A 26,564-nucleotide genomic window follows, 5' to 3' on the forward strand; every position below is an offset into this window, starting at 1 on the left:
AGGATGGAGGAACGGAAGCGGCTCCGGCGCCGCATGAAGCAGCTTCGCAGCGCCATGGCTCCGGAAGAGCGTGAGAGAGCGGACCGGCAGATTTTCTTTCATCTGCAGGAGCTGGAGGCATACCGCTCCGCCCGCATCATTCTGAGCTATATCAGCATCGGCGCCGAGGCGGACACGCGGGCCGTTATCAGGAAAGCACTGGCAGAGGGCAGAACGGTCTGCTGCCCGGTTTCAGACACCCTTGTCCGCGGAGAGGCCGGAATCATGCGCTTTTACCGGATTGAGAATCCGGATGCGCTGCGGCCCGGCGTATTCGGGATCCCGGAGCCGGAGCCCGATTCCGCCGGGGAACTGCGGCCCGAGACGCTCCGGAGTGCAGAGCGGCAGGAGCTCCTGATGCTCATGCCGGGGCTCGCCTTTGACCCGGATCGGAACCGCATCGGCTTCGGCGGAGGCTATTACGACCGCTATCTTCGGGAGCACGGGCCGCTGCCGACTGCGGCTCTGGCCTATGCCGGACAGATCGTTCCCCATATCCCGGTGCTGCCGCACGACCGGCGTCCGGACTGCATCATCACGGAAAACGGCGTGATCGGCCCGTGATTTCCCGAAATTTCTGTATGGAGGTATTCAGCATGACGACTCGTACGAGTGATATCAGGCAGTTATGTCAGAGAGCGAAGAGAGCCTCCGCCGAGGTGCAGCAGCTCCCCGCAGAGAAAAAGAACGCGGTTCTTCTGCGCGCTGCGGAGCTGCTCTGCGCGGAGAGCGGGAAAATTCTGGAAGAAAACCGCGCCGATCTGACGCGGGGACGCGAAAACAATATGCCGCAGGGACTTCTCGACCGTCTCGCGCTCGACCGCGGACGCATCGAGGGTATTGCCGAGGGACTGCGGCAGGTCGCGGCGCTGGAGGACCCCATCGGCGAGGTGCTGGAGGAATATGAACGCCCCAGCGGGATCCGGATCCGCAAGGTGCGCGTTCCTCTCGGCGTGATCGGCATCATCTACGAGAGCCGGCCGAATGTGACGGCGGATGCCTTTGCGCTCTGCTTCAAGTCGGGAAATACTGTCATTTTGAAAGGCGGGAGCGATGCGCTCTGCTCCAACCGCTGTCTGACCGGCATTCTCAGGGAAGCGCTCGCGGCGGAGGGCGTCACGGAGGACGCCGTGAACCTCATTGCATCGACGGACCGGGCGGACACGGCGGAGTTTCTGACCATGCGCGGCGAGGTGGACGTCCTCATTCCCCGCGGCAGCGCCGGCCTCATCCGTTTTGTCACGGAAAATTCCCGCATCCCTGTCATCGAGACGGGAGCGGGAAACTGTCATATCTATGTTGACAGGGATGCGGATATCCAAAAGGCAATCCCGATCATCGTGAACGCCAAGACGCAGCGTATTGGCGTCTGCAATGCGGCGGAGTCACTGGTGGTGCACTGCGGCATCATGGACCGTTTTCTCCCCCTGCTCTCGGAGAGCATGCGGGAGCACGGCGTCCGGCTTCGCGCGGACGCTCCCTCAGCGGCATTTCTGCCGGATTCGCAGCCTGCGACGGAGGAGGACTTCCGTGCGGAATATCTTGATTATATCCTCTCCGTAAAAACCGCGGGCAGCATCGAGGAGGCCATCGCCCATATCAACCGCTGTCATACGGGGCATTCCGACTGCATCGTCACGGAAAATCCGGAGGCGGCGGAGCGGTTCCTGCGCGAGGTCGATTCAGCCTGCGTCTATCACAATGCCTCCACCCGCTTCACGGACGGCTTTGAATTCGGTTTCGGAGCGGAGATCGGCATCTCGACGCAGAAGCTCCACGCCCGGGGGCCGATGGGACTGCGGGAGCTCACCTCCTGCAAATATCTGATCCGCGGAGACGGAACCATACGGAAGTAAAATGAAATGTGTCGGCGTGAAGCGGTTCAGTATGATTTCAGCCGGATCCAGAGATCGTTGTAGTACCGGTCCATCGCCTCCCCGAGGTAAGTAAAGGTCTGGAGGTTGTCATACTGCGAGAGTTCCGGGAACAGCACCGGAGAATTGCGCACCTCTTCATCCTCAATCAGGGCGTGGGCGCCCTCATTCGGGGTGGAGTAATAAATGTAGTCAAAATTCATCAGCGCGATCTCTGGACGGCACAGGAAATCAAGGAAGCGGTGCGCGTTTTCCACATGCTCCGCACCGGCCGGGATAACCCATCCGTCGATCCAGAGATTGGTTCCCTCGCGGGGAATCACATATTCCAGATCCGGATTTTCCTCCTGTGTGTAGAGCGCCTCACCGGAATAGATCACTCCGATCGCCGCTTCTCCGGCGATCATTTTGTCCCGGACCTCGTCGATCACATAGGCCTGCACCAGCGGCTTTTCTTCCATAAGAGAAGAGAGCGCCGCCTCGAGCTCTGCGGGATCAGTGGTATTGGAATCTGCGCCGTTCCGGATGAGAGCAACCATGAAAGCGTCGCGGACCGAGTCCTGCATCAGAATATCGTCCTTGTAGCGGGGATTCCAGAGAATGTCCCAGCTCTCCATATCATCTTCGGGGTCCACCAACGTTTTGTTGTACAGTATTCCGACCGTGCCCCAGCAGTACGGTACGCTGTACCGGTTCCCCGGGTCGAAAGAGCGCGCCTGCGCCATATATTTTTCGCCGATATACCCGGAAGCATTGGGGAGCAGCATCCAGTCGAGCGGCTGAAGAAGCTGATTCTGAATCATTTTCTGTATCATATAATCCGAGGGACAGACAAGATCGTAGCGGGAGGCTCCGGCCGCAACCCGCGGATACATGATTTCGTTTGTCTCAAATTCATCGTATACCACCCGAATCCCCGTCTCCTCCTCGAAGAGTTCAATCACGTCCGGATCGATGTATTCTCCCCAGTTGTAGACATAGACCACATTGCTTTCGGATGCCTCGGCTCCGGCTTCCTCCCCGGCGCTGCCGCACGCGGTCAGAGAGCAGGCGGATACGGCGAGCCCGGCGACAAGGAATGCCGCAGGCGCAATTTCAAGGATGCTTCTTCCTCCGGGTGCTTTTTTCCGTCCCGCCTTGCTCCGACTTCCGTTAAGCAGGAGCAGAAGAATCAGAATGACGACGAAGATCAGCGTGGACAGCGCATACATCTCGGGCTTGATTCCTTTCCTCACCTCTGTGTAGATCTTGGTCGAGAGCGTATCGACGCCGGCACCCTTTGTGAAGTGCGTGATGATGAAATCGTCAATGGACATGGTGAACGCCATCAGCATTCCGGAAATCACTCCGGGCATGAGCTCGGGCAGGACGACGCGGAAAAAGGCCCGGACCGGCGATGCCCCAAGATCGAGCGCCGCCTCAAAGTAGCTCTTGTCAAGGGCGGTGAGGCGGGGCATGATGCTGAGAATCACGTAGGGTATATTGAACGTGATGTGCGCGATCAGAATGGAGCCGTAGCCGAATTTCAGCCCGAAGCTCAAAAAGAGCAGCATCATCGAGATGCCCGTGACAATATCGGCGTTCAGCATGGGAATATTCGTGACGCCCATGACGGCCCGGCGCGTCCTCCGCTTCATCTGCACGATGGCGAGACAGGCGAGCACGCTGATCACGGTCGCGATCAGCGAGGAGAGGAACGCGATCGAAAGCGTGTTGCGGAGCGCCGCCATAATCGATCGGTCCCCGAACATGCTGAGATACCACTGCGTTGTGAAGCCGCCCCAGTGTCCCCTCGATTTGCTCCGGTTGAACGACTGCACGACCATGACCGCAATCGGCGCATACATAAAAAAGACGATCAGGAAAATATAGACCCGCTTCAGAAATTTTGTCATTTCGTCCTCACTTCTCCGGGGCGCGGTCGAGCGCCGCCTCAATGACCATGTTCAGAATAATGAAAATCATCAGAATGATCGAGAGTCCGCTGCCCAGATTCCAGTCGTAGGCCTGTGTGAACTCCTGCTCGATGATGTTGCCGATGAGCAGGATCTTATTGCCGCCCAGCATCTGACTGATGACAAAGGTCGTCAGCGCGGGGATGAACACCATGGTGACGCCGCTCACGATGCCGGGAACGGAGAGGGGCAGAACGACGCGGAGAAAGGTCTGTCTCCGGTCCGCGCCGAGGTCGTGCGCGGCATGAATGACGCTGTCGTCGATCTTTGCCAGCGCGTTGTAAAGGGGCAGCACCATATACGGCAGAAAATTGTATACCATGCCGATGACGATGGCCTGCGGCTTATTGATGATGTAGATGGACGGAAGATGCAGGAAACGCAGGATGGTGTTGAGTATTCCCGTCTTTTCCAGTATGGTCTGCCACGCCATGGTGCGCAGGAGCGTATTCATCCACATCGGAAGAATAAAGAGCAGAACGATAACTGCCGCCCGCCCGGTCTTTTTCTCCGTAAGAATCAGACACAGCGGGTAGGCGATGAGCAGGCACAGCAGCGTGCTCACGAGGGACAGCGCCATGGAAAGCCCCAGTGATTTCAGATACTCGGGCCTTGTGATGATGGCGATATTGGCAAGGCTCAGGCGCCCGGCGCCGTCCGTGAAGCCGTACCAGAACACCATGAGGAGCGGCACGACGATGAAAATAACCGCCCAGCTGAGATAGGGCGCCGCAAAGAGCGCGCGGACTTTATCTGATCTGATCATTTTCCGACACGGCCTCCTCATCCTCTGACGCGGGCTTATTCATGATCTGGATATTGAAAGGATCGACGCCGATCCGGACGCGGGTTCCTTCCCCGAACATCCGTGTGGAATGAACCAGCCATTCAAAGCCCCCGGCCATCACGCACATTTCATAGTGCACGCCCTTGAAAATAACATCGGTCACCTCGCCGGTAAGCCCTCCGTCCGCTTCCCCGGCGGCGGTGAGCTCCACATCCTCCGGACGGATCACGATATCCACCGGCTGCTCCGTTCCGAAGCCGGTATCGACGCAGGGAAATTCCTGCCCGAGAATCCGGACAAGACGGTCGCGGATCATCGTCCCGTCGATGATATTGCTGTCGCCGATAAAGTCCGCGACAAATGCGTTCTCCGGCTCATTGTAGATGTCCTCGGGAGAACCGATCTGCTGGATATAGCCCTGATTCATGACGACGATGGCGTCGGACATGGTGAGGGCCTCCTCCTGATCATGCGTCACGTAAATGAACGTGATTCCCAGCTCGTTCTTGAGGCGGATCAGCTCATACTGCATGTCTTGACGGAGCTTGAGATCGAGTGCGCCGAGCGGCTCGTCGAGCAGAAGAATGCGGGGCTCGTTGACGATGGCCCGCGCAATGGCGACGCGCTGCTGCTGGCCGCCGGAAAGAGAGCTCACGGAGCGGTGTTCAAGACCCTCAAGGTTCACAAGCTTGAGGGCATAATGAATCTTGTCCTCGATGAAAGCCTTGTCCCGGCCTGCAATTTTCAGTCCGAAAGCAATGTTCTCCGCCACATCCATATGCGTGAACAGGGCATACTTCTGAAATACTGTGTTCAGCGGACGCTTGTTGGGTGCAAGAGAGGTGATATCCCGGCCGTCGAGAATGACTCTGCCCGAATCCGGTTTCTCAAAGCCTCCGATGATGCGCAGCGTCGTGGTCTTGCCGCAGCCGCTCGGACCAAGCAGTGTCACGAATTCGTTCTCGTGAATCACAAGATTCAGATCGTCGAGAACGGTCTGTCCGTCAAACGCCTTGGAGACATGCTCCAGCCTGATCAGCTCTTTCCTTTCCAATGCACTCTTTTCCTCCTCAAGGCTCTTCTGCGCCGCCTTGCGGCCGGCGCGCGAACAAGAAGCCGCTTTCCCCTGCGGCCGCGCTTTTTCTGCGCCCGCGGGTCTGCGGCGCATTGCATTTATTGTATCGGAAACACTTCCGGATTTCCATGAAAAGTTTCACCGGAAAGACGATTTATGATAAGATGACAAAAGACCGGTCCTCGCTGCGCAGAGCCGGTTCCCGGCCCCGTATCCGTGCAGGTCCGAAGTGTGGGCGCAGCAGTGCAGTACGAGGGCAGATATGGCAGAAAAAAACAGGAGCCTTACAGAAAAAAACGCGGCCCGCAAAGAGGGCCGCATCGCGGACGGCGCGAAATATGTCGCGTACGTTTCCAGCTATACCTCCGCGCAGAAAGACAAATTCGGCATCCGCATCTATGACGTGGACATGGAGCGCGGTCTTCTTATTGAAAAGGATCAGGTCGAGATCACCAATTCCTCTTATCTGACGATTTCGCACAGCCGGCAGTTTCTCTATTCCATTACGGACGAGGGGGTGGAGAGCTTCCGCATCACGGGCGGAGGGGATCTTGCGTTTATCGGCCGCGCGTCCATCAACGGAATGCGGGGCTCTTATCTCTCCACGGACTATACGGATCGCTGGCTCTTTGTATCCGGCTATCACGACGGGAAAATCACCGTGCTGCGCATCCGCGAGGACGGCTCCGTGGGAGAAATCACGGACGAGGTATATCACAAGGGACTGGGAAGCATCGCCGAGCGCAATTTCCGCCCGCATGTGCAGTGCGTCAAGATGACGAGGGACAATCGCTTTCTGTGCGCCTGCGACTTGGGACTCGACAACACCAGCGTCTATTCCTTTGATCCGGTTCGCGGCAAAATCCGCCATGTGGACACCATCCACAGCGAGCAGGAATCCGCGCCGAGGCACATCAAGTTTTCTCCCAACGGACGCTTTGCGTATATTGTTCATGAGCTCAAGAACGTCATCGACGTCTACCGGTACACGCTGGAGCAGAATGACGACCCGGAATTTGAGAAAATTCAGACTATCTCAACGCTGAACGATTATCACGCGAGCAATTCTGCGGCGAGCGCGCTGAATTTTTCAGAGGATTCCCGATATCTGATCAGCTCCAATGCCGGCGACAACAGCGTCGTCATTTTCCGGATCGATCAGGAGACGGGGCTTCTGCAGCGTGTGCTGTGCCTGCCGGTCAGCGGCGATTATCCGAAAGACGTGGAGATGTTCCCGGACAACCGCCATCTGGTGTCGCTGAATCACGAGTCGAATACCATGACGTTCTTCCGCGTTGATCTGGACAAGGGACTGATCGTCATGTGCGCAAAGGAAATGAAAATCGATCAGCCGAACTGCTGTATTTTCCACCGGCTGACCGAGGGACAGCAATAAAGCGCCCCGCGTCGGGAGCGGGACAACCGGCGGAGTGCCTGTCCGCAGGAGGGAGCAGAACGATATGGCGGGTTCGGTTTTCGGAAGCATATTGAAAGTTACGACATGGGGCGAGTCCCACGGCCCTGCGATCGGAGCGGTGCTGGACGGCTTCCCCGCCGGAATGGAGCTCTGTGAGGCGGACATCCAGCCTTTTCTCGACAGACGCCGGCCGGGACGGACAGCCGTTTCCACGCCGCGGCGAGAGGACGACAGAGTGGAGCTCCTCTCGGGGGTGTTTGAGGGAAAAACGACCGGTACTCCCATCTCCATGCTGATCCGCAGCAATGCGCAGCGCTCCGCGGATTACGGCGATCTGAAAGACTGCTTCCGGCCGGGTCACGCGGATTACGGCTACTATGCGAAATACGGCATCCGCGATTACCGGGGCGGCGGCCGCTCCTCAGGGCGCGAGACGGCGGGGCGCGTGGCAGCCGGTGCCGTTGCCGCGAAGCTCCTGCGGGAGCTCGGAATCGACCTCTTTGCCTACACCGCCGCCATCGGTCCCGTCGCCGCCGATCCGGCGGCGTTTGACCGCTCACTGATTGCGGCGATGCCCACTGCCATGCCTGATGCGGAGGCGAACCGCCGCGCCATGGAATATCTCGCACAGTGCATGGAGGAAAAGGACTCCGCGGGCGGCGTGATCGAAGCGGTGATCCGCGGCGTTCCTGCCGGCATCGGCGACCCCGTGTTTGACAAGCTCGACGCAAGGCTCGCGTCGGCCCTCGTCTCCATCGGAGGCGTCAAGGCCGTCGAGATCGGCGACGGAATGGCGTCGGCCGCCGCAAAGGGCTCTGAAAATAACGATCTATTTATCGCAGACGAGGCCACCGGAGGGATCACCGCCGCCTCGAATCACGCCGGCGGCATTCTGGGCGGCATATCCGACGGCTGCGACATTCTTCTCCGCTGCTCCATCAAGCCGACGCCCTCCATCTTCCGCGAGCAGACGACCGTCGACGAGAGCGGGGCCCCGCGCCGGCTCCTCATCCGCGGCCGCCACGATCCGGTCATTGTACCGCGGGCCGTCGTGGTCGTCGAGGCTATGTGTGCTCTGACAATACTTGACGCCATGCTCTGCGGCATGAGCGCAAGAGCGGAGGATGTCCGCCGCTTTTACCGCAAAAAGTGACAGACCGAAGCAAATGACAGGAAACGGATTATGGCAGAATATGAGCTTCTGAAAAAAGAAGGGACGGCGAAGCGCGCCCGTTTTCACACCGTACACGGCACGATTGAGACTCCGGTGTTCATGAATGTGGCGACCTCCGCTGCGATCAAGGGCGGACTCTCCGGCAAAGACTTGGAGAGCATAGACACGCAGGTCATGCTGTGCAATACCTATCACCTGCATGTCCGCCCCGGAGACGATGTGGTGTATGATCTGGGCGGCCTGCACAGGATGACGCACTGGAGTCATCCGATTCTCACGGATTCGGGAGGATTTCAGGTTTTTTCGCTCTCTGATCTGCGGCGGATCCGGGAGGAGGGAGTCTATTTTCATTCCCATGTCGACGGAAGAAAGCTGTTCATCGGCCCGGAGCAGAGCATGCAGATTCAGTCTCATCTCGCATCCACCATTGCCATGGCGTTCGACGAGTGCCCGAACAGCCGGGCAGAGCGCCGCTATGTGGAGGATTCGTTAGCCCGCACGACACGCTGGCTGCGCCGCTGCCGGGCAGAGCTGACACGGCTGAATGTGCTTGAGGAGACGATCAATAAAGAGCAGCTTCTCTTCGGCATCAATCAGGGCGCCGTGTTCCATGATATCCGCATCGCACACGCAAAGGAAATCGCGGAGATGGAGCTGGACGGCTATGCGATCGGCGGACTGGCGGTCGGCGAGACGGCGGAGGAGATGTATTCCGTGATCGAGTCGACGGTGCCGTATCTGCCGGAGAACAGGCCGACCTATCTGATGGGAGTGGGGACGCCGGAGAACATCATCGAGGGGGTCGCCCGCGGCATCGACTTTTTCGACTGTGTCTATCCCAGCCGCAACGGCCGGCACGGGAATCTCTATACCAACCGCGGGACGCTCCATATCCGGAACAAACGGTATGAGAGAGATCCCAGACCCATTGAGGAGGGCTGTCAGTGCCCGGCCTGCCGGGAGGGGTATTCCCGGGGCTATATCCGCCATCTTCTCAAGGCGGAGGAGGCGCTCGGGCTTCGTCTCTGTGTCATGCACAATCTGTTTTTCTACAATGATCTCATGCGCCAGATCCGGGAGGCTCTGGACGAAGGGCACTTCGCTGCGTTCCGGCGGAAAAAGCTGGACATGCTGGCGCTCGGCGCGGATACTGACTGAGAGCGGCTTCCGTCCGCGATATGCGGACAAATGTTCGGCAAAGAAAGAATTGTCTTGTCAATGCCGAGCTGCGTGGTGTAATATAGACGCACTGATATTTTCTACTTTGGAAAGGTTGGAGTTACAGCTATGTTGAATCAGGGAATCCTAATGACGTCGGCGGCAGGCACGGGGAGCATGGGCATTGTATCCATTGTCTACATTGTTCTTATCGTGGCCTTTTTCTATTTCTTCCTGATCCGTCCCCAGAAGAAAGAGCAGAAGCAGAAAGATGCGCTCCTCTCCACACTGACCATCGGGGACAGCGTCCTCACCACCTCCGGCTTCTACGGGGTCGTGATCGACATTGCCGACGATACGGTGATCGTGGAATTCGGGAATAACAAAAACTGCCGCATCCCCATGCAGAAAGCCGCGATCGTGCAGGTTGAGAAGCCGGAGGACGCCGTCGCCGCCGAGGACAAGGCGGACGACAGGAAGTCAAAGGCAAAGAAATGATCGCTTCATCGGACAGCGTACTGCCCGATGGCGCAGCCGGTGAAAGACCTGTGCAATTCACCGGAACACGCGCATACAGAGGGGGAGGCTGAGAGGCCTCCCCTTTTCTAAAAAGAATCGTCGCCGGAATTTTCAAAAAGACAGGAGAGCGCAGCATGGATATGAACATCGCCCGCATCTGCGGGGACGGCATCGGCCCGGAGATCACAGCCGCGGCATCCGGTGTCCTAGGAGCCATTGCCTTAAAGTACGGACACAGCATCACATATCACGACATTCTGATGGGGGGCTGCTCTATAGACCGGTACGGCGTCCCTCTGACAGAAGAGGCCGTGCGCACCGCAAAGTCCTGCGGCGCCGTTCTGATGGGATCGATCGGAGGGGACCCGGCGGTTTCTCCGTGGTATCAGCTTCCTCCGGATAAACGGCCGGAGGCAGGGCTTCTCGCCATCCGCAGAGAGCTCGGCCTCTACGCCAATCTGCGTCCCGCCTATCTGTTCCCCGAGCTTGCAGCCTCCTGTCCTCTGGCGGCAAGGGACGGAAAACCGCGCAGCTTTGACCTTATCATTGTCCGCGAGCTGACCGGAGGACTCTATTTCGGCGCACGGCGAACGGAAACCGTAAACGGCGTGCTCACCGCGACGGATACCGCGGTCTACAACGAAAATGAGATCCGCCGCATTATGAAGAGCGCCTTTGAAATCGCCCGCCGGAGACGGAAAAAGGTCACCAGTGTGGACAAGGCCAATGTCCTTGATACCTCGCGCCTCTGGAGAAAGATCGCCGCGGCGCAGGCCGCGGACTATCCCGACGTGCGCTTTGAGAACATACTGGTCGACAACTGCGCCATGCAGCTTGTCCGGGAACCGGAGCAGTTTGACGTCATCGTGACGGAAAACATGTTCGGCGATATCTTATCCGACGAGGCCAGCATGATCACCGGATCGATCGGAATGCTGCCCTCGGCATCGCTCGGCGAGGGCAGCTTCGGCCTCTATGAGCCGAGCCACGGCTCCGCGCCCGACATCGCCGGAAAAAATATTGCCAACCCCATTGCGACCATTCTTTCCGCGGCGATGCTGCTGCGCTACTCCTTTGGTCTGCAAAGAGAAGCGGACGCTGTCGAACATGCCGTACGGAGCGTTCTGACAGACGGACTCCGGACAGCGGATCTGCTGCCGAAAGACCCGGAGGAGGCAAAAAAATGCAGGCCTGTCACCTGCTCTGAAATGGGAGAGCAGATTGCCGCCCGCATCTGACGGCATTCCGCAGCGGCAGTGTATCAGCCGCAGGCGGCCTTTTGTGTCTGCCTGAGGGGGCACAAGGCAAAGGAGGAGGGTTTTATGCGCAGTGATAATGTGAAAAAAGGACCGGAGCACGCTCCTCACAGGAGTCTTTTCAACGCGCTCGGCTTTACCGAGGAGGAGATGGAGAAGCCGCTGATCGGCGTTGTGTGCTCATGGAATGAAATCATTCCGGGGCATATGAATCTCGACAAGATTGCCGGCGCCGTGAAGCAGGGCATTTCCGAGGCCGGCGGTATGCCGGTAACTGTCCCGGCCATCGCGGTCTGCGATGGCATCGCCATGGGGCACGTGGGGATGAAGTATTCCCTTGTAACCCGTGATCTGATCGCGGACTCCACGGAATGTCTTGCCCGCGCCCACCAGTTCGACGGGCTTGTGATGATTCCCAACTGCGATAAGAACGTGCCGGGACTTCTGATGGCCGCGGCCCGCGTCAATATTCCCACCATATTTGTATCGGGAGGCCCGATGCTGGCGGGACGGGTGAACGGCAGCCGCTGCAGTCTCTCCTCGATGTTTGAGGCGGTCGGCTCCTATGCCGCGGGAAAGATCACCGCGCAGGAGCTGAAAGATTTTGAGGAGAACGTGTGCCCGACCTGCGGCTCCTGCTCCGGCATGTATACCGCCAATTCCATGAACTGTCTGACCGAGGCAATCGGCATGGCGCTCGGCGGCAACGGTACGATCCCCGCCGTGTACTCGACGCGCATCCGTCTGGCCAAGCATGCCGGCAACAGGATCATGGAGCTGGTGGAAAAGAACATCTGCCCCCGCGACATCATGACGCGCGAGGCGTTTCTGAACGCGCTGACGGTGGATATGGCCCTTGGCTGCTCGACCAACACCATGCTTCACCTCCCCGCCATAGCGCATGAGGCCGGCATAGAGCTCACTCCGGAGCTGGCAAACGGAATCTCCGACCGCACGCCGAATCTGTGCCATCTCGCCCCCGCTGGAGCGCATTATATGGAAGATCTCAATGAGGCCGGCGGCGTTTATGCTGTCATGAAAGAACTCTCGAAGAAAAAGCTCCTTTGCGAGAGCCTCCCCACCGTCACCGGAAAGACCGTCGGAGAGAACATCAAAGATGCCGTCAACCGCAATCCCGAGGTGATCCGCCCAATTGAGCGTCCGTATCTTGAAAACGGCGGAATCGCCGTACTGAAGGGCAATCTTGCGCCGGACACCGGCGTAGTGAAGCGCTCCGCCGTCGCGCCGGAAATGATGGTTCACGAGGGACCTGCGCGCGTATTCGACTGCGAAGAGGATGCCATTGCCGCCATCACCGGCGGGAAAATCGTTGCAGGCGATGTGGTCATCATCCGTTACGAGGGACCGAAAGGCGGCCCCGGCATGCGCGAGATGCTCAGTCCGACCTCTGCCATTGCCGGCATGGGGCTCGGCTCCTCCGTGGCGCTCATCACCGACGGGCGTTTTTCCGGCGCAAGTCGGGGGGCTTCCATCGGCCATGTCTCCCCCGAGGCGGCAGTCGGAGGTCCGATCGCGCTTGTGGAGGAGGGCGACCGCATTCTCATCGACATTCCGAACAACTGTCTGGAAATGAAAGTCCCGGACAAGGAGCTCGAGAGAAGAAGAGCGGCATGGACGCCGCGCGAACCGAAAATACAGGACGGCTATCTCGCCCGTTACTGCACCATGGTGACGAGCGGCAACCGCGGCGCGATCCTCCGGGTGCCCGGAGCAGACTGAGTGAAAACAGCGAGGCTTAGCGTATGGAACTGACAGGTGCACAGATTGTCATCAGATGTCTTGAAGAGCAGGGGGTGGATACCGTGTTCGGCTATCCCGGGGGAACCATCCTCAATGTCTACGACGCGCTGTATCAGACCCCGGCGATCCGCCACATTCTGACGGCGCACGAGCAGGGGGCGGCGCATGCGGCGGACGGATATGCCCGCGCAACCGGCAGGGTCGGCGTCTGCCTTGCAACCAGCGGTCCCGGCGCAACCAATCTCGTTACGGGGATCGCCACCGCCTATATGGACTCCGTTCCGCTGGTAGCCATCACCTGTAATGTCAATCTTCCTCTCCTCGGCAAGGATACCTTTCAGGAGGTGGATATCGTGGGCATCACCATGCCCATCACCAAGCACGGCTATATTGTGAAAGACGTGTCCATCCTTGCAAAGGCCATCCGCCGGGCCTTTGCCATCGCCCGTTCCGGCCGGCCGGGCCCCGTGATCGTCGATATCACCAAGGATGTCACCGCCGCCCGCTGTGAGTACGAGCCGGAGGCGCCTGTGTATGAGGAGCCGGCGGAGCGGTATTCCGATGCGGATATCGAAAAGGCCGCCGCGATGATCACAGCCTCCCGGAAGCCTTTTATCTACGCCGGCGGCGGCGCGGTTCTGTCCGGGGCTGCGGAAGAGGTCCGCGAGCTGGTCCGTCTCATCGACGCACCGGTCTGCGAGACGCTGATGGCGCAGGGAATTGTGGATCAGCACGATCCGCATTACACCGGAATGATCGGGATGCACGGCACCAAAACGACCAATTTCGGCGTCAGTCAGTGCGATCTTCTGATTACGCTGGGCGCGCGCTTTTCCGACCGCGTCACGGGGAACGCGTTCCGTTTTGCCTCGGGCGCAAAAATTCTCCAGATTGACATCGACGCCGCCGAGATCAACAAAAATGTCAAGGCGGATTTCGCCGTTGTCGGGGATCTGAAGCGCGTTCTTAGCCGGATCAACCGGCAGCTCGCACCGCAGGAGCACCGCGAATGGATGGCACAGCTCGAAGAATATAACCGGAAATTCCCTTTGAACTATGATCACTCCCGCTTCACCTGCCCGCAGATCATGGAGACGCTGGATCGCATGACGGAGGGAAAGGCGATCATCACCACCGATGTCGGACAGCATCAGATGTGGGCCGCGCAATTCTACCGCTACTCCGAGCCCCGCACGTTTCTCAGCTCGGGCGGTCTCGGCACCATGGGCTACGGCCTCGGAGCAGCCATCGGCGCAAAGCTCGGCCAGCCGGACCGCATTGTCGTCAATATCGGGGGCGATGGGTGTTTCCGCATGAATCTGAACGAGCTTGCCACCGCGAGCCGGTACAACATACCGATCATTCAGATCGTCATCAACAATCAGGTTCTCGGAATGGTCCGTCAGTGGCAGACTCTCTTTTACGGACAGCGCTACTCGCAGACTGTCCTTGAGGATAAAGTGGACTTTGTCCGCACTGCGGAGGGGCTTGGCTGCCGGGCGTTCCGCGTCACAAATGCGGAAGAGCTTGAGGAGGCTCTGACGGCGGCGCTCCGGCAGGAGGGGCCCGTCGTTCTCGACTGCCGGATTGACCGGGATGACAAGGTCTTCCCTATGGTTTCCCCCGGCGCCTCCATCGACACGGCGTTTGACGCCTCCGATATAGAAAACTGAGCGGAGAGGAAGAAAAATTTATGGATTCAGCACGCAGACAGAAAAACTTTCAGAGATGGCTTGCCGCAGGGCTCGTCCTTGCGGCCGCTGCCGCGGCTCTTGCCTTCACCGGACTCCCGGTACGGGCCGCATCGAAGCAGGACATGCAGTCCGTAAACATTATCTACGATTTCGGAGACGGCGAGTATTACGCCGTCAACGGCATCATCGCCCAGTCACTGCTTGCGGTGAATCCGGACGGAAGCCTCTACGTGGACAAAAAGACAAAGGAATATGTTCCGGACGAGCAGAAGATCCGGATCTTTGTCGAGGCGCTTGACAACCTGTACCCGGAAAACGCAAACGCCGTGGACTTCATCGCGACGGACGGACGCGTCGTCTCTGTACAGGGAGGGGACAATTCCCGCCGCTATATGAATTATGAATACGAAAAGAATTATCTGTTTGCGGCTCTGGAGCAGGGACTTCAGCAGATCCATACGCCGGTCTACGGACTGGGGCAGACCTACGTCGAGATCGACCTGACGGGACAGGTGCTCTATTACTATGAAAACGGCATACAGAAGTTTACCACGCCCGTCGTGACCGGAAATCTCCGGGCCGGAAACGGAACGCCGACCGGCATTTTCCGCGTCAACGCCAAGGCGAGAAACCAGTACCTCGTCGGCGGCTCTGAAAAAAACGGAACGGCCTACCGCTCGTTTGTTAATTACTGGGTCAACATCTACCGCAACGCCATCGGCATCCATGACGCCACATGGCGTTCCCGCTTCGGCGGGGAAATCTATCGGACGGCCGGCTCGCACGGCTGTATCAACGTCCCGCTCTCCAATATGGAACAGCTCTATCCCATGCTCCAGACCGGGACTCCCGTCGTCGTTTTCTATTAAGATAAAAATATTTTATGAGGAGGGTGCAGCAAGTGGGACGAGTATATAATTTTTCTGCCGGACCGGCGGTTCTGCCGGAGGAGGTTCTGCGGACTGCCGCGGAGGAGATGCTGGATTATCACGGCTCCGGACAGTCCGTCATGGAGATGAGCCACCGCAGCAAATTATTTCAGGGCATTCTGGATGAGGCCGAGGCCGGACTCCGTTCCCTTATGAACATTCCGGATCAATACGAGGTTCTGTTCCTGCAGGGCGGCGCGTACCAGCAGTTTGCTGCGGTTCCGATGAATCTGATGAAGAACGGCAGGGCCGCCTACATCATCACCGGGCAGTGGGCGAAAAAGGCGTGGAAAGAGGCGAAGCTCTACGGCGATGCCGTCGCCGTGGCCTCCTCGGAGGACGAGACGTTTTCCTATATCCCCAACTGCAGCGATCTGCCGATTCCGGAGGACGCCGACTACGTCTATATCTGCGAGAACAATACGATCTACGGCACGAAATTCCATGCGCTTCCGAATACAAAGGGACATCCCCTTGTGGCGGACGTCTCCTCCTGCTTCCTCTCCGAACCGGTGAATGTCGGCGACTACGGCGTTATTTACGGCGGCGTGCAGAAAAACATAGGCCCCGCCGGCATGGTCATTTCCATTATCCGCAGGGACCTGATCCCGGAGGAAACCCCGGTGAAAAACACGCCCTCCATGCTCCGCTGGAAAACGCAGGCGGACGCCGGCTCCCTGTTCAATACGCCGAACTGCTGGAATATCTATATCTGCGGTCTGGTTTTCCGCTGGCTGAAAGAGCAGGGCGGGCTGGAAGCCATCCGGGAGCGCAATATAGAGAAAGCAAAGCTCCTCTATGATTTTCTCGACCAGTCCCGTCTGTTCCGCGGCACCGTGAGGCCCGCCGACCGCTCGCTGATGAACGTTCCTTTCGTGACCGGCAGCGAAGAGACGGACGCCCGCTTCGTCGCCGGAGCGGCAGAGCACGGCATCGTCAACATCAAGGGACACCGGAGCGTCGGAGGCATGCGCGCATCGATCTATAACGCGATGCCCATAGAGGGTGTGCGGGCGCTTGTGGAATATATGGACCGCTTTGAGAAAGAAAACCGCTGAGCTTCGCCGCGGCATGTTCCTGCAGGGAGGGAGAAATCATGTTTCAGTATGCTTGTCTCAACAATATCGCAAGGGTAGGCCTCGATGAGTTTACGTCCTGCTATCAGCAGACGGAAGAGCTCTCCGAGGCGCAGGGGATTCTGGTGCGCAGCGCCAAAATGCACGATATGGAGCTTTCGGACGGTCTTCTTGCCATCGCAAGGGCCGGCGCGGGAGTCAATAATATCCCCTTCGACCGCTGTGCGGAAAAAGGCATTGTCGTATTCAATACGCCCGGCGCCAATGCCAACGGCGTAAAGGAGCTGGTGATTGCCGGCATGCTGCTCGCCTCCCGCGAGATTGTGGACGGCGTCGACTGGGTTCGAGGCAGCCGGACCGACCCCGATATCGCCAAGAATGCCGAAGAGGAAAAAAAGAAATTTGCGGGGACGGAGATCGCCGGAAAAAAGCTGGGCATCATCGGGCTCGGAGCCATCGGCGTCCGTGTCGCTAACGCGGCGAAGCACCTTGATATGGAGGTGTACGGCTACGACCCCTACGTCTCCGTCGAGGCGGCATGGCATCTGTCCCGGGATATCCGTCATGTGATCGACGTCAATGAGATCTATGCAAAATGCGATATCATCACCGTGCACGTTCCTCTCCTTGACGCAACAAAAGGCATGATCGGCGCCGAGGCCATTTCCCGTATGAAAGACGGCGTCATTCTCATCAATATGGCCCGCGATCTTCTTGTCGATGAAGAGGCTGTGATCCGTGCCGTCGATGAGGGAAAGATCCGTCGCTATGTGTCCGATTTCCCGAATCCCACGGTCGCCGGACATCCGGGCTGCATCACAACGCCTCATCTCGGGGCCTCCACCGAGGAGTCCGAGGACAACTGCGCGGTCATGGCAGTTCACGAGCTTATGGATTACCTTGAAAACGGCAATATCACCAACAGCGTCAACTATCCCGCCTGCAGCATGGGCGTCTGTGAGAAGCCCGGCCGCGTGGCGATTTTCCATCGGAATATCGCCAACATGATCAGCCGCTTCACGCATGTTTTCGGTGAGAGCGGCATGAATATCGCGGAAATGACGAATAAGTCAAAGGGCGAGGTGGCCTATACCATGATTGATCTGGACGAAAAGGCGTCGGAGGAGCTGATCGGGACGCTTCGCCGCATCGACGGCGTATTCCGCGTCCGTGTCGTCCGATGATCTTTCCGCACCATCCGTCAGATGAGGTGAACTATGGCTGATATCCGTGCCTTTGCGGCGTATCGCCCGAAAGAGGGGCTTGAGTCCGCTGTCGCGGCGCTGCCCTACGACGTGTACAGCAGGGAGGAAGCGCGGCGCTTCGTCCGTTCCCATCCGCTGTCCTTTCTCGGCATCGACCGGGCGGAATCGCAGTTCCCGGACGATATCACGCCTGAGGATCCCCGCGTCTATGCGCGGGCGCGCGATATGCTCCGCGCCGGGATGGAGAACGGTTCGTTTGTGCAGGACCCGGAGCGCTGCTTTTATATCTATGCCCAGACTCGAAACGGACGGACGCAGGCGGGCATCGTCGCGCTCGTTTCGATCGATGATTACAGGAACGGCGTCATCCGGAGACACGAGAATACCCGTCGGGACAAGGAGGATGACAGAACCCGCCACATTGCGGCCTGCGGCGCGCAGACCGGCCCGGTTTTTCTTGCCTATCGGAGTGATGCCGCGATCAGCGATATGGTAATGCGCGCCATGGAGACGCCTCCTGTCTTTGATTTTCTCTCTGAGGGAGGGGTCCGGAACCGGGGCTGGATGATTGCGGATCACGACGAACAGCAGCTTCTTGCAAAGCATCTCTCCCGCATCGATTGTCTTTATATTGCAGACGGACATCATCGCTGCGCCGCCGCGGTCCGGGTGGGACTGGCGCAGCGCGCGGAGAGAGACCGGGACGGGATCGGAGAGAGGGAGGCTGATTATGTTCTCTCGGTCCTGTTTCCGGAAAATCAGCTCGAAATACTTGCCTACAACCGCGTGCTGAAAACCATGAACGGACATTCCCCGGACGAGCTGCTGACGCTGCTGGCCCGCGCATTTCTCGTCTCCGCACCGCAGGCGGAGGCCGTCGTCCCCGTCGAAAAGGGGCAGTTCGGTCTTTATCTCGGGAATCGCTGGTACCACCTCGTTGCAAGACCCGGGATCCGGCGCACGGATCCCGTCGGCGCTCTTGACGTATCCCTTTTGCAGAGGGAGGTTCTGGCGCCGGTCTTTGGCATCACAGACCCCCGCACGGATCCTGCCATTGATTTTGTCGGCGGTATCCGGGGAACCGCCGAGCTGGAGCGCCGCTGCCACGAGGACTGCGTCTGCGCGTTTTCGATGTTCCCGACGTCGATGGGGGAGCTCTTCGCCGTATCGGATATCGGAGAGCTGATGCCGCCGAAGTCGACATGGTTTGAGCCCAAGCTCCTCAGCGGACTGTTCATTCACAGGATATAAGGGGGAAATTTTCATGAACCGGAAATTGTACCGGCTGATGAACTGGCCGGCGATTGAATCGATCATCTATTCTGACGGTGACCGGCCGAACAAGCTTCTGGGAGCGCACCGCGAGGGGAACGGCATACTGATTCAGACCTTTCTGCCGGAGGCGGGCAGCGTGTCCGTAGTCCTGAAAGAGAGCGGAGAGCGCGTTCCCATGGAGCTTGCGGATGAGGACGGGTTTTATGCCTGCTTTCTCCCGCGCAGAAAAGAGAGTACTCTTTCCTACTGCTATGAAATTACGGACCGGAGCGGCGCTGTCCGGACGGCGGAGGACTGCTACCGCTTTCCGTCCCGCTGGAGCCCCGAGGACGAAAAGTCCTTTGCTGCCGGCATTCACTATACGGTCGGCGAAAAGCTGGGCGCGCATCTCATGGAGTACGACGGGATCTCCGGAACCGGCTTTGCCGTCTATGCGCCGGGCTGTGCCCGGGTAAGCGTGGTCGGAGATTTCAACGGCTGGGACGGCCGGGTGCATCAGATGAGCCGCTCCGGGGAGAGCGATGTCTTTGAGCTGTTTATCCCGGGTGTTTCCTCCGGCGCCTGTTACCAGTACGAGCTGCGAAACCGGCGCGGCAGCACGGTGAGGAAATCCGACCCCTATGCCCGTATGACGGGAGGCTCGCCGCTGCATGCCTCGATCGTGACGGAGTCCTCCCGCTTTGCATGGACGGACGCCGTGTTTCTGTCGTCCCGCGCGGAGCGGCGAGGCAGCGAAAAGCCTTTTTCCGTCTACGAATTTGACCCCGCCGCGTTCTCGGACTTCCGGACGGCGCGGAAGATACTTCCCGCCCATGTAAAGGAGCTCGGCTTCACCGCGGTGCAGTTCCGGCCGGGACGGAGCGATTCCAACGCTCTTTTTGCGCCGGATCCCCGTTTCGGATCCCCCGAGGAGCTCCGGACCCTTGTCGACGCGTTCCACGCCGTCGGAGTGGAAGTCCTGTTTGAATGGAATCCCTGCCGCTTTGACCGCAGCCCCGAGGGACTGGAGCAGTTCAGCCTTTCTCCCGTCTATGAGTCCTCCGATCCGCTGCGGGCATTCACACCGGACGGAAGGGGCTGCTATTTTGATGTCGGAAGACCGCAGGTTTCCAATTATCTGCTGGCCGCCGCATTTTTTCAGATCGAAGCGCTGCATGCCGACGGACTGGCCTTCGATGATCTCGCGCCGATGCTGTATCTCGACTACGGCAAGCAGGAGAGCGGCTGGACCCCCAATCTCTACGGCGGTGCGGAAAACCCGGATGCCGTGGAATTTCTGAAGCATCTGAATTCCATGCTGCAGCGGCGCAATCCGGGAGCGGTGACCACAGCGCAGGAATCCGCGGCATGGAGCGGCGTTACCGGAAGCGTCTTTGAAGACAGGCTCGGCTTCTTCTATAAAACGCAGGATGGCTGGAAAAATTCTCACCTCCGCTATCTCTCCGTAGATCCGCTGTTCCGCGAGGGCGTTCACGAGCTCCTGCTGGAGGATCTTCTCTATCAGTATACGGAGAGCTTTCTTCTTCCGCTCACGGCAAAGGATATCGGCCCCGGAGCGGAGACGGTCCTCTCTGCTTTCCCCGGCAGCCGGGAGGAAAAATTCGCGGCCCTGCGGCAGCTCATCGCCATGATGATGGTGCATCCCGGGGCTAAAATGTTGAATCTCGGAGAGACAAAGGCACAGACGAGGCCGGAGCCGAAGAGCCCTGCGGCAGGCGTATTCCGCATGGTCCGAGACCTGAACCGCCTGTACCGGACGCTTCCCGCGCTCCATCTGAACGACAGCCGTCCGGATGGCCTTGAGTGGATCCGCCAGATGGCGGACAGCCGCTGCATGCTCTGTGCCATTCGCCGGGGCGCGAGACCGGGAGAATTTATCTTCATCGTCATAAACAACGCCGGCGTCGAATGGAAGACGGAGGTCGGCGTCCCCTACGACGGAAATTACCGTCAGATTTTCTGCAGTGCGGCAAAAATCTACGGGGGAGAGGCCTCGGTTCCGCGGGCGGCCTCCGCTGCCGTCCGGAAAGAGACGGACGGGAGAGGGTATTCTCTGTCGCTTGTGCTGCCGCCGGTCAGCGTCTCGCTTTATCGCTACGAGGAATAAATCAATGGGAGAGAATACAAAAAGAATGCAAAAGGACTCAGCCATATGGCTGAGCCCGGAAGAGCTGGAAATGGGACTTGAACCCACGACCTACTGATTACGAATCAGTTGCGCTACCAACTGCGCTATTCCAGCATAAACTGCCTGCGAACCGCAAGCACTTTTGTATTATATAGACTTTCGTCAGCTTTGGCAAGCGGATTTTCGCATACTTTTTGCAGGCAGCTTTTCCTATGTTTTTTGCATGCTTTTTCCGGCATATCGTCTGCATCGTTTGATATTGCTGTTCCAATAAAGCCGGCCTGTGCTATAATGGCACACAATCAGCGAAAACGGAATCAGAAAGGAGATCAGCTCGATGGCACAGCTTTGGGGCGGCCGCTTTACGAAGAAAACCGATCAGGAGGTCTTTGACTTTAACGCCTCCATCCGATTTGATCAGCGCTTGTACCGGGAGGATATCACCGGCAGCATGGCGCATGCCGACATGCTCGGGAAGCAGGGCATCATCAGCGGGGAGGAGGCCGTGCATCTCCGGGAGGGTCTCTCGCAGATTCTCGCCGATCTGGAGAGCGGCGCTCTGGAAATCACAGAGGAATATGAGGATATTCACAGCTTCGTGGAGGCCGAGCTGATCCGCCGGATCGGAGATACCGGGAAAAAGCTCCACACCGGGCGCAGCCGTAACGATCAGGTCGCCCTTGACATGCGTCTGTATGTCCGCCGGGAATGCGGCGCCATGGATGAGGCGCTGAAGCATCTGCTCGAAACGCTGCTTGCCATCATGGAGGAGCATACCGAAACCGTCATGCCGGGCTTCACTCACCTCCAGAAAGCGCAGCCGGTCACGCTGGCGCACCACATCGGCGCCTATTTTGAGATGTTCCGCCGCGACAGACAGCGTCTCCGTGATACCGGGAAGCGCCTGAATGAATGTCCTCTCGGGGCCGGCGCGCTGGCGGGAACGACCTATCCGCTCGACCGGGGATATGCCGCGTCGCTCCTCGGTTTTGACCGGCCGACCCGCAACAGCATGGATTCCGTTTCGGACAGGGATTACCTCATCGAATTTCTGGGCGACCTCTCGCTCATTATGCTCCACCTCTCGCGTTTTTCCGAGGAGATTATTCTCTGGAATTCCGACGAGTACCGATTCCTTGAGCTGGACGACGGCTTTTCCACCGGCAGCTCCATCATGCCGCAGAAGAAGAATCCGGATATCGCCGAGCTCGTCCGGGGCAAGACCGGCCGCGTGTACGGCGCGCTCATCACGGTGCTGACGGCCATGAAAGGCATCCCGCTGGCCTATGACAAGGATATGCAGGAGGACAAGGAGGCCGTCTTCGACGCGGCGGATACCTGCCGCGACTGCATCACGCTGTTCGATGCCATGATGGCTTCCGTCGCATTCCGCACGGATGTAATGGAAAAAAGCGCCGCGCGGGGCTTTACAAATGCCACGGACGCCGCCGATTATCTCGTGGGAAAGGGCATTCCTTTCCGGGACGCCCATCGCATCATCGGCCAGCTTGTCCTGTACTGCATCGGGCAGGGCAAGGCGATCGGAGAGCTGTCTCTTCCGGAGTTCCGTGCCCTCTGTCCCGCCTTTGACGAGGATATTTACGAGGCCGTGTCGCTGAAGAGCTGTGTGGAAAAACGTCTCACCTGCGGCGCGCCGGCCCCGGCCGCCATGAAGCAGAGCATTGCGGAGGCAAGGCAGTATCTGAACGAGAGCTGACGCTCCCGCAGGCGGCGCCGCCCCTGTATTGTATCCCGGCCGCGCGGCTGCGTATTATTTTGATACCGGCATCACATATTCCAAATATAACTGATATACGGAGGATCCTTTATGAGTGAGAAACTGAGAGCAGCCATACTTGGCGGCACTGGCATGGTCGGGCAGAGATTCATCTCCCTGCTGGCAGATCATCCGTGGTTCGAGGTCACGGAGATTGCGGCGAGTCCCCGCTCCGCCGGCATGACCTATGCCGAGGCGGTCCAGGGGCGGTGGAAGCTGGATCCGCTGCCGATTCCGGAGAAAGTCCGCAATATCGTCGTGAAAAGCGTTGACGATGTGGCGGCGGTCACGGCGGACGTCGATTTCTGCTTCAGCGCTCTTAACATGTCCAAGGAGGAGATCCGCGCCATCGAGGAGACTTACGCAAAAGCGGAGGTTCCGGTCGTCTCAAACAACAGCGCCCATCGCTGGACGCCGGACGTCCCCATGTGCATTCCGGAGATCAACCCCGAGCATATGGAGGTCATTCCGTTCCAGAGAAAGCGCCTCGCCACGAGCCGCGGCTTTATCGCGGTCAAGCCCAACTGCTCCATTCAGAGCTATACGCCCGCGCTGGCGGCATGGAAATCCCTTGATCCGTACGAGGTCGTCGTCACCACCTATCAGGCCATTTCCGGCGCCGGCAAGAACTTTCAGGACTGGCCGGAGATGAACGGAAATATCATTCCCTACATATCCGGCGAGGAGGAGAAAAGCGAAAAGGAGCCGCTGCGCATCTTCGGAAAGCTCGAGAACGGAGTGATTGTTCCCTCTGCGGGTCCCGTCATCACCAGCCAGTGTCTGCGTGTTCCCGTTATGTACGGACACACCGCCGCGGCGTTTGTCCGCTTCCGGAAGCCGGCAGACAAGGACGAGCTCATCGCGAAGCTCCGTGAGTTTCGGGGCATCCCGCAGCAGCTTGCTCTTCCGAGCGCTCCGAAGCAGTTCATTCGCTATATGGAGGAGGACAACCGGCCGCAGGTACAGCTCGACGTAGATTACGAGCGCGGCATGGGCGTTTCCATCGGACGGCTCCGCGAGGACACCGTGTACGACTGGAAGTTCGTCGGCCTGTCCCATAACACCATCCGTGGAGCAGCCGGCGGAGCGGTGGAATGCGCTGAGCTCCTCAAGGTACAGAATTATATTCAGCACAGGTAAAACGCCCCTCAGGGAACGGTGCCCGGACAGCCGGGCTCCATGCCTGCGGGAGACGGATAAAAATTCTGGTTTTTGGCGGCCTCCTGCCGGCGTACCGACTCGGTCAGCGCGTCTGGCAGGAGGTCTTTGCTTTTTATACGGCTTTGCTTTTCTGCACTGCCGCGGCCGTCTGTGCAGACAGCAGTAAGGGATTATGGGAAAACGTGTTTTTATTGCGGAGAAACCCAGCGTCGCAAGGCAGTTTGCCGATGCGCTGGAGCTCCGTTTTGTGAAAAAAGACGGATTCATGGAGTCCGCAGACGGCGGTACGCTTATCACATGGTGCGTGGGCCATCTTGTCTCCATGAGCTATCCGGACGCCTATGATGAAAAATACAGAAAATGGTCTCTCGACACCATTCCTTTTGTGCCGGCGCCGGGTTCCTATCGGTATCAGGTCATCGAAGACGTGCGGAAGCAGTTTTCCATTGTCAGCGGACTTCTCTGCTCGCCGGACGTGGACACCATCTATATCTGCACCGACTCCGGGAGAGAGGGGGAGTATATCTACCGTCTCGTCGCCGAAAAGGCAGGCGTCCGCGACAAGCGTCAGCTCCGCGTCTGGATCGATTCCCAGACAAAGGAGGAGATTCTGCGCGGAATCCGGGAGGCAAAGGACGATGCGGCCTACGACGCCCTCGGCGCCTCCGCGTATCTGCGCGCCAAGGAAGACTATCTCATGGGGATCAATTTTTCCCGCGCGCTGACGCTGCGCTACGGCAGCACCATCCGTGGCTTTCTCGGGACGGATCGCTGTGTGATCGCCGTCGGGCGCGTCATGACCTGTGTGCTCGGTATGGTCGTGGGACGGGAGAGGGAAATCCGCTCCTTTGTTCGGACGTCGTTCTACCGCGTGCTCTGCCTGCTGGAAACGCCGGACGGGGCCCGGTTTCAGGCCGAATGGCACAGCTCTGAGGGCTCCGTCGTGACCGACCCGGTCAAGCTGTACAATGAGAAAGGCTTCCGAAAGAGGGAGGACGCTGAGGAGCTGATCCGGATTCTCTGCGGGGCGCCTGACGATCCGCCGCTTCCGGCTGTGGATTCCGTCACTCGCAAAAAAGAAACCAAAAATCCTCCGCTTCTCTATAATCTGGCGGAGCTTCAAAACGACTGTTCCCGTTTTTTCAAGATCAGTCCGGACGATACGCTGAAAATCGCGCAGGAGCTCTATGAAAAAAAACTGACCACCTACCCGAGAACCGACGCCCGCGTGCTTTCCTCCGCCGTGGCAAAGGAGATCACAAAAAATCTGAACGGTCTGTATTCCCAGCCGATGTACAAGGCGGCGGTCGCGGAAATCGCTGTCATGGGCAGCGCACAGAAAATTGCCGGAACCCGTTACACGGATGACAAGGCGATCACCGACCACTACGCCATTATCCCGACGGGACAGGGCTTTTCCGCGCTGTCCTCCTGTTCGGAGACCGCGCAGAAGGTCTATGAGCTGATCGTCCGGCGCTTTCTCGCCGTCTTTTATCCCGCGGCGGTTTTTGATAAAATATCCATGCAGATCCGGATCCGCACCGAACTTTTTTCAGCATCGGTCCGGAGCTGCCGGGAGGAAGGCTATCAGAAAGTAATGCAGTTCTCCTTTTCCCGCGGACGGGAAGATGAAAAAAAGGACGACGCGGAGAGAGGCGACGAATTCGGGGAAAATGAGCTCTCCGGCAGTCTTTCCGCCCGCTTTGCCGGGCTGAAAAAGGGAAACGCTCTGTCTCTGCAGAAGCTTGACCTTCGCGAGGGCGAGACCAAGCCGCCGTCCCGATACAATTCCGGCAGCATGATTCTTGCCATGGAAAACGCAGGACAGCTGATCGAGGACGAGGAGCTCCGCGAGCAGATCCGGGGAAGCGGGATCGGAACCAGCGCAACCCGCGCGGGAATCCTCACGAAGCTCGAAAAGAACCGCTATCTCTCCCTCAATAAAAAAACGCAGATCATCACGCCGACGCAGCTCGGAGAAATGATCTGCGACACGGTTTCCTGCTCCCTGCGCCCGCTCCTTGATCCCAGACTGACGGCAAGCTGGGAAAAAGGGCTGACCGGTGTGGCGGGAGGAGAGGTCTCGGAAGACGACTACATGACAAAGCTCACGGAATTTGTCGTGCGCCGCACCAATCACGTCAAAGATACCGATTACCGCGACGCGCTGAACGTACAGTTCCGTCATCTCGCCCGGTTTTATCCGGAAAAGCCCCCGCGCGGCAAAGGCTCCGGGAGCTCCGGAAAAAGCTCCGGCAGAGGCTCCGGAAAAACAGGTAGAAAGCATCAGGAGGCAAAATAGAT

General features: G+C 58.6%; 20 protein-coding genes and 1 tRNA gene. 17 read left to right on the top strand and 4 right to left on the bottom strand.

The genetic code is table 11. From position 1 onward, the window contains the following. Nucleotides 1–3 precede the first annotated feature (3 nt). Both E0E20_RS03915 and E0E20_RS03920 read left to right on the top strand, forming a co-directional pair. A complete protein-coding gene (locus E0E20_RS03915; protein WP_165443969.1) occupies nucleotides 4–603 on the top strand; it encodes a 5-formyltetrahydrofolate cyclo-ligase in 600 nt (199 codons plus the stop codon). 32 nt (nucleotides 604–635) lie between these two features. Then, complete coding sequence (locus tag E0E20_RS03920) at nucleotides 636–1,895, top strand: glutamate-5-semialdehyde dehydrogenase (RefSeq protein ID WP_130836876.1); 1,260 nt, start codon at nucleotides 636–638, stop codon at nucleotides 1,893–1,895. A 26-nt stretch (nucleotides 1,896–1,921) separates the two neighbouring features. On the opposite strand, the gene E0E20_RS03925 is transcribed toward E0E20_RS03920, so the two are convergent. From E0E20_RS03925 to E0E20_RS03935, 3 genes are read right to left on the bottom strand one after another with little or no spacing between them, the layout of a single operon-like run. Continuing rightward, the gene (locus E0E20_RS03925) at nucleotides 1,922–3,808 is read right to left on the bottom strand and encodes an extracellular solute-binding protein (protein ID WP_130836878.1); all 1,887 of its coding nucleotides are present in this window, start codon (nucleotides 3,806–3,808) and stop codon (nucleotides 1,922–1,924) included. A gap of 7 nt (nucleotides 3,809–3,815) precedes the next feature. After that, nucleotides 3,816–4,634, bottom strand: coding sequence for an ABC transporter permease (locus tag E0E20_RS03930; RefSeq protein WP_242622643.1), 819 nt, complete (start codon nucleotides 4,632–4,634; stop codon nucleotides 3,816–3,818). Beyond that, nucleotides 4,618–5,709, bottom strand: a complete 1,092-nt coding sequence (locus tag E0E20_RS03935) for an ABC transporter ATP-binding protein (RefSeq protein WP_242622644.1) — start codon at nucleotides 5,707–5,709, stop codon at nucleotides 4,618–4,620. The genes E0E20_RS03930 and E0E20_RS03935 overlap by 17 nt, the downstream gene beginning before the upstream one ends. 283 nt (nucleotides 5,710–5,992) lie before the next feature. Here E0E20_RS03935 and E0E20_RS03940 point away from each other — a divergent pair, with 283 nt between their 5' ends. From E0E20_RS03940 to E0E20_RS03995, 12 genes are all read left to right on the top strand, one after another. Then, the gene (locus tag E0E20_RS03940) at nucleotides 5,993–7,126 is read left to right on the top strand and encodes a lactonase family protein (RefSeq protein WP_130836885.1); all 1,134 of its coding nucleotides are present in this window, start codon (nucleotides 5,993–5,995) and stop codon (nucleotides 7,124–7,126) included. Nucleotides 7,127–7,190: 64 nt separating this feature from the next. Then, the gene (aroC, locus tag E0E20_RS03945) at nucleotides 7,191–8,300 is read left to right on the top strand and encodes a chorismate synthase (protein WP_130836887.1); all 1,110 of its coding nucleotides are present in this window, start codon (nucleotides 7,191–7,193) and stop codon (nucleotides 8,298–8,300) included. A 30-nt stretch (nucleotides 8,301–8,330) separates the two neighbouring features. Continuing rightward, nucleotides 8,331–9,479: a tRNA guanosine(34) transglycosylase Tgt gene (gene tgt / locus E0E20_RS03950; RefSeq protein ID WP_130836889.1), complete on the top strand. Its 1,149-nt coding sequence runs from the start codon at nucleotides 8,331–8,333 to the stop codon at nucleotides 9,477–9,479. Between the two features lie 150 nt (nucleotides 9,480–9,629). Beyond that, nucleotides 9,630–9,977 carry a preprotein translocase subunit YajC gene (gene yajC / locus E0E20_RS03955; RefSeq protein WP_442911472.1) on the top strand — a complete coding sequence of 116 codons (348 nt, stop codon included), beginning with the start codon at nucleotides 9,630–9,632 and terminating at the stop codon, nucleotides 9,975–9,977. 155 nt (nucleotides 9,978–10,132) lie between these two features. Continuing rightward, the gene (gene leuB / locus E0E20_RS03960; protein ID WP_130836893.1) at nucleotides 10,133–11,236 is read left to right on the top strand and encodes a 3-isopropylmalate dehydrogenase; all 1,104 of its coding nucleotides are present in this window, start codon (nucleotides 10,133–10,135) and stop codon (nucleotides 11,234–11,236) included. An 84-nt stretch (nucleotides 11,237–11,320) separates the two neighbouring features. Beyond that, entirely contained in the window at nucleotides 11,321–12,994 is a 1,674-nt protein-coding gene (gene ilvD, locus E0E20_RS03965) for a dihydroxy-acid dehydratase (protein ID WP_130836895.1), read from the top strand. Between the two features lie 23 nt (nucleotides 12,995–13,017). Beyond that, nucleotides 13,018–14,688: a biosynthetic-type acetolactate synthase large subunit gene (gene ilvB / locus E0E20_RS03970; protein ID WP_130836898.1), complete on the top strand. Its 1,671-nt coding sequence runs from the start codon at nucleotides 13,018–13,020 to the stop codon at nucleotides 14,686–14,688. Nucleotides 14,689–14,708: 20 nt separating this feature from the next. Next, a complete protein-coding gene (locus tag E0E20_RS03975) occupies nucleotides 14,709–15,578 on the top strand; it encodes a L,D-transpeptidase (protein ID WP_130836899.1) in 870 nt (289 codons plus the stop codon). A gap of 32 nt (nucleotides 15,579–15,610) precedes the next feature. Continuing rightward, nucleotides 15,611–16,696, top strand: coding sequence for a 3-phosphoserine/phosphohydroxythreonine transaminase (gene serC, locus E0E20_RS03980; protein ID WP_242622645.1), 1,086 nt, complete (start codon nucleotides 15,611–15,613; stop codon nucleotides 16,694–16,696). 38 nt (nucleotides 16,697–16,734) lie between these two features. Beyond that, entirely contained in the window at nucleotides 16,735–17,898 is a 1,164-nt protein-coding gene (locus tag E0E20_RS03985; RefSeq protein WP_130836901.1) for a phosphoglycerate dehydrogenase, read from the top strand. Nucleotides 17,899–17,931: 33 nt separating this feature from the next. Then, nucleotides 17,932–19,170 carry a DUF1015 domain-containing protein gene (locus E0E20_RS03990; RefSeq protein ID WP_130836902.1) on the top strand — a complete coding sequence of 413 codons (1,239 nt, stop codon included), beginning with the start codon at nucleotides 17,932–17,934 and terminating at the stop codon, nucleotides 19,168–19,170. A 13-nt stretch (nucleotides 19,171–19,183) separates the two neighbouring features. Next, the gene (locus E0E20_RS03995; protein WP_130836903.1) at nucleotides 19,184–21,301 is read left to right on the top strand and encodes a GlgB N-terminal domain-containing protein; all 2,118 of its coding nucleotides are present in this window, start codon (nucleotides 19,184–19,186) and stop codon (nucleotides 21,299–21,301) included. 62 nt (nucleotides 21,302–21,363) lie between these two features. Here the strand turns inward: E0E20_RS03995 and E0E20_RS04000 are convergent. Further along, a tRNA-Thr gene (locus E0E20_RS04000) sits at nucleotides 21,364–21,436 on the bottom strand. A gap of 223 nt (nucleotides 21,437–21,659) precedes the next feature. Between E0E20_RS04000 and argH the strand changes: the two genes are divergently transcribed. The 3 genes from argH to E0E20_RS04015 all read left to right on the top strand — a co-directional run bounded on the left by argH (nucleotide 21,660) and on the right by E0E20_RS04015 (nucleotide 26,562). Beyond that, complete coding sequence (gene argH, locus E0E20_RS04005) at nucleotides 21,660–23,039, top strand: argininosuccinate lyase (protein WP_130836904.1); 1,380 nt, start codon at nucleotides 21,660–21,662, stop codon at nucleotides 23,037–23,039. Nucleotides 23,040–23,150: 111 nt separating this feature from the next. Further along, nucleotides 23,151–24,239, top strand: coding sequence for an aspartate-semialdehyde dehydrogenase (gene asd / locus E0E20_RS04010; protein ID WP_130836905.1), 1,089 nt, complete (start codon nucleotides 23,151–23,153; stop codon nucleotides 24,237–24,239). 193 nt (nucleotides 24,240–24,432) lie between these two features. Further along, nucleotides 24,433–26,562, top strand: a complete 2,130-nt coding sequence (locus E0E20_RS04015) for a DNA topoisomerase (protein ID WP_130836906.1) — start codon at nucleotides 24,433–24,435, stop codon at nucleotides 26,560–26,562. The last annotated feature ends 2 nt before the right edge of the window (nucleotides 26,563–26,564 follow it).

This window comes from Lachnoclostridium sp. Marseille-P6806 (assembly GCF_900625025.1).
Classification (GTDB): Bacteria; Bacillota; Clostridia; order Lachnospirales; family Lachnospiraceae; genus CAG-791.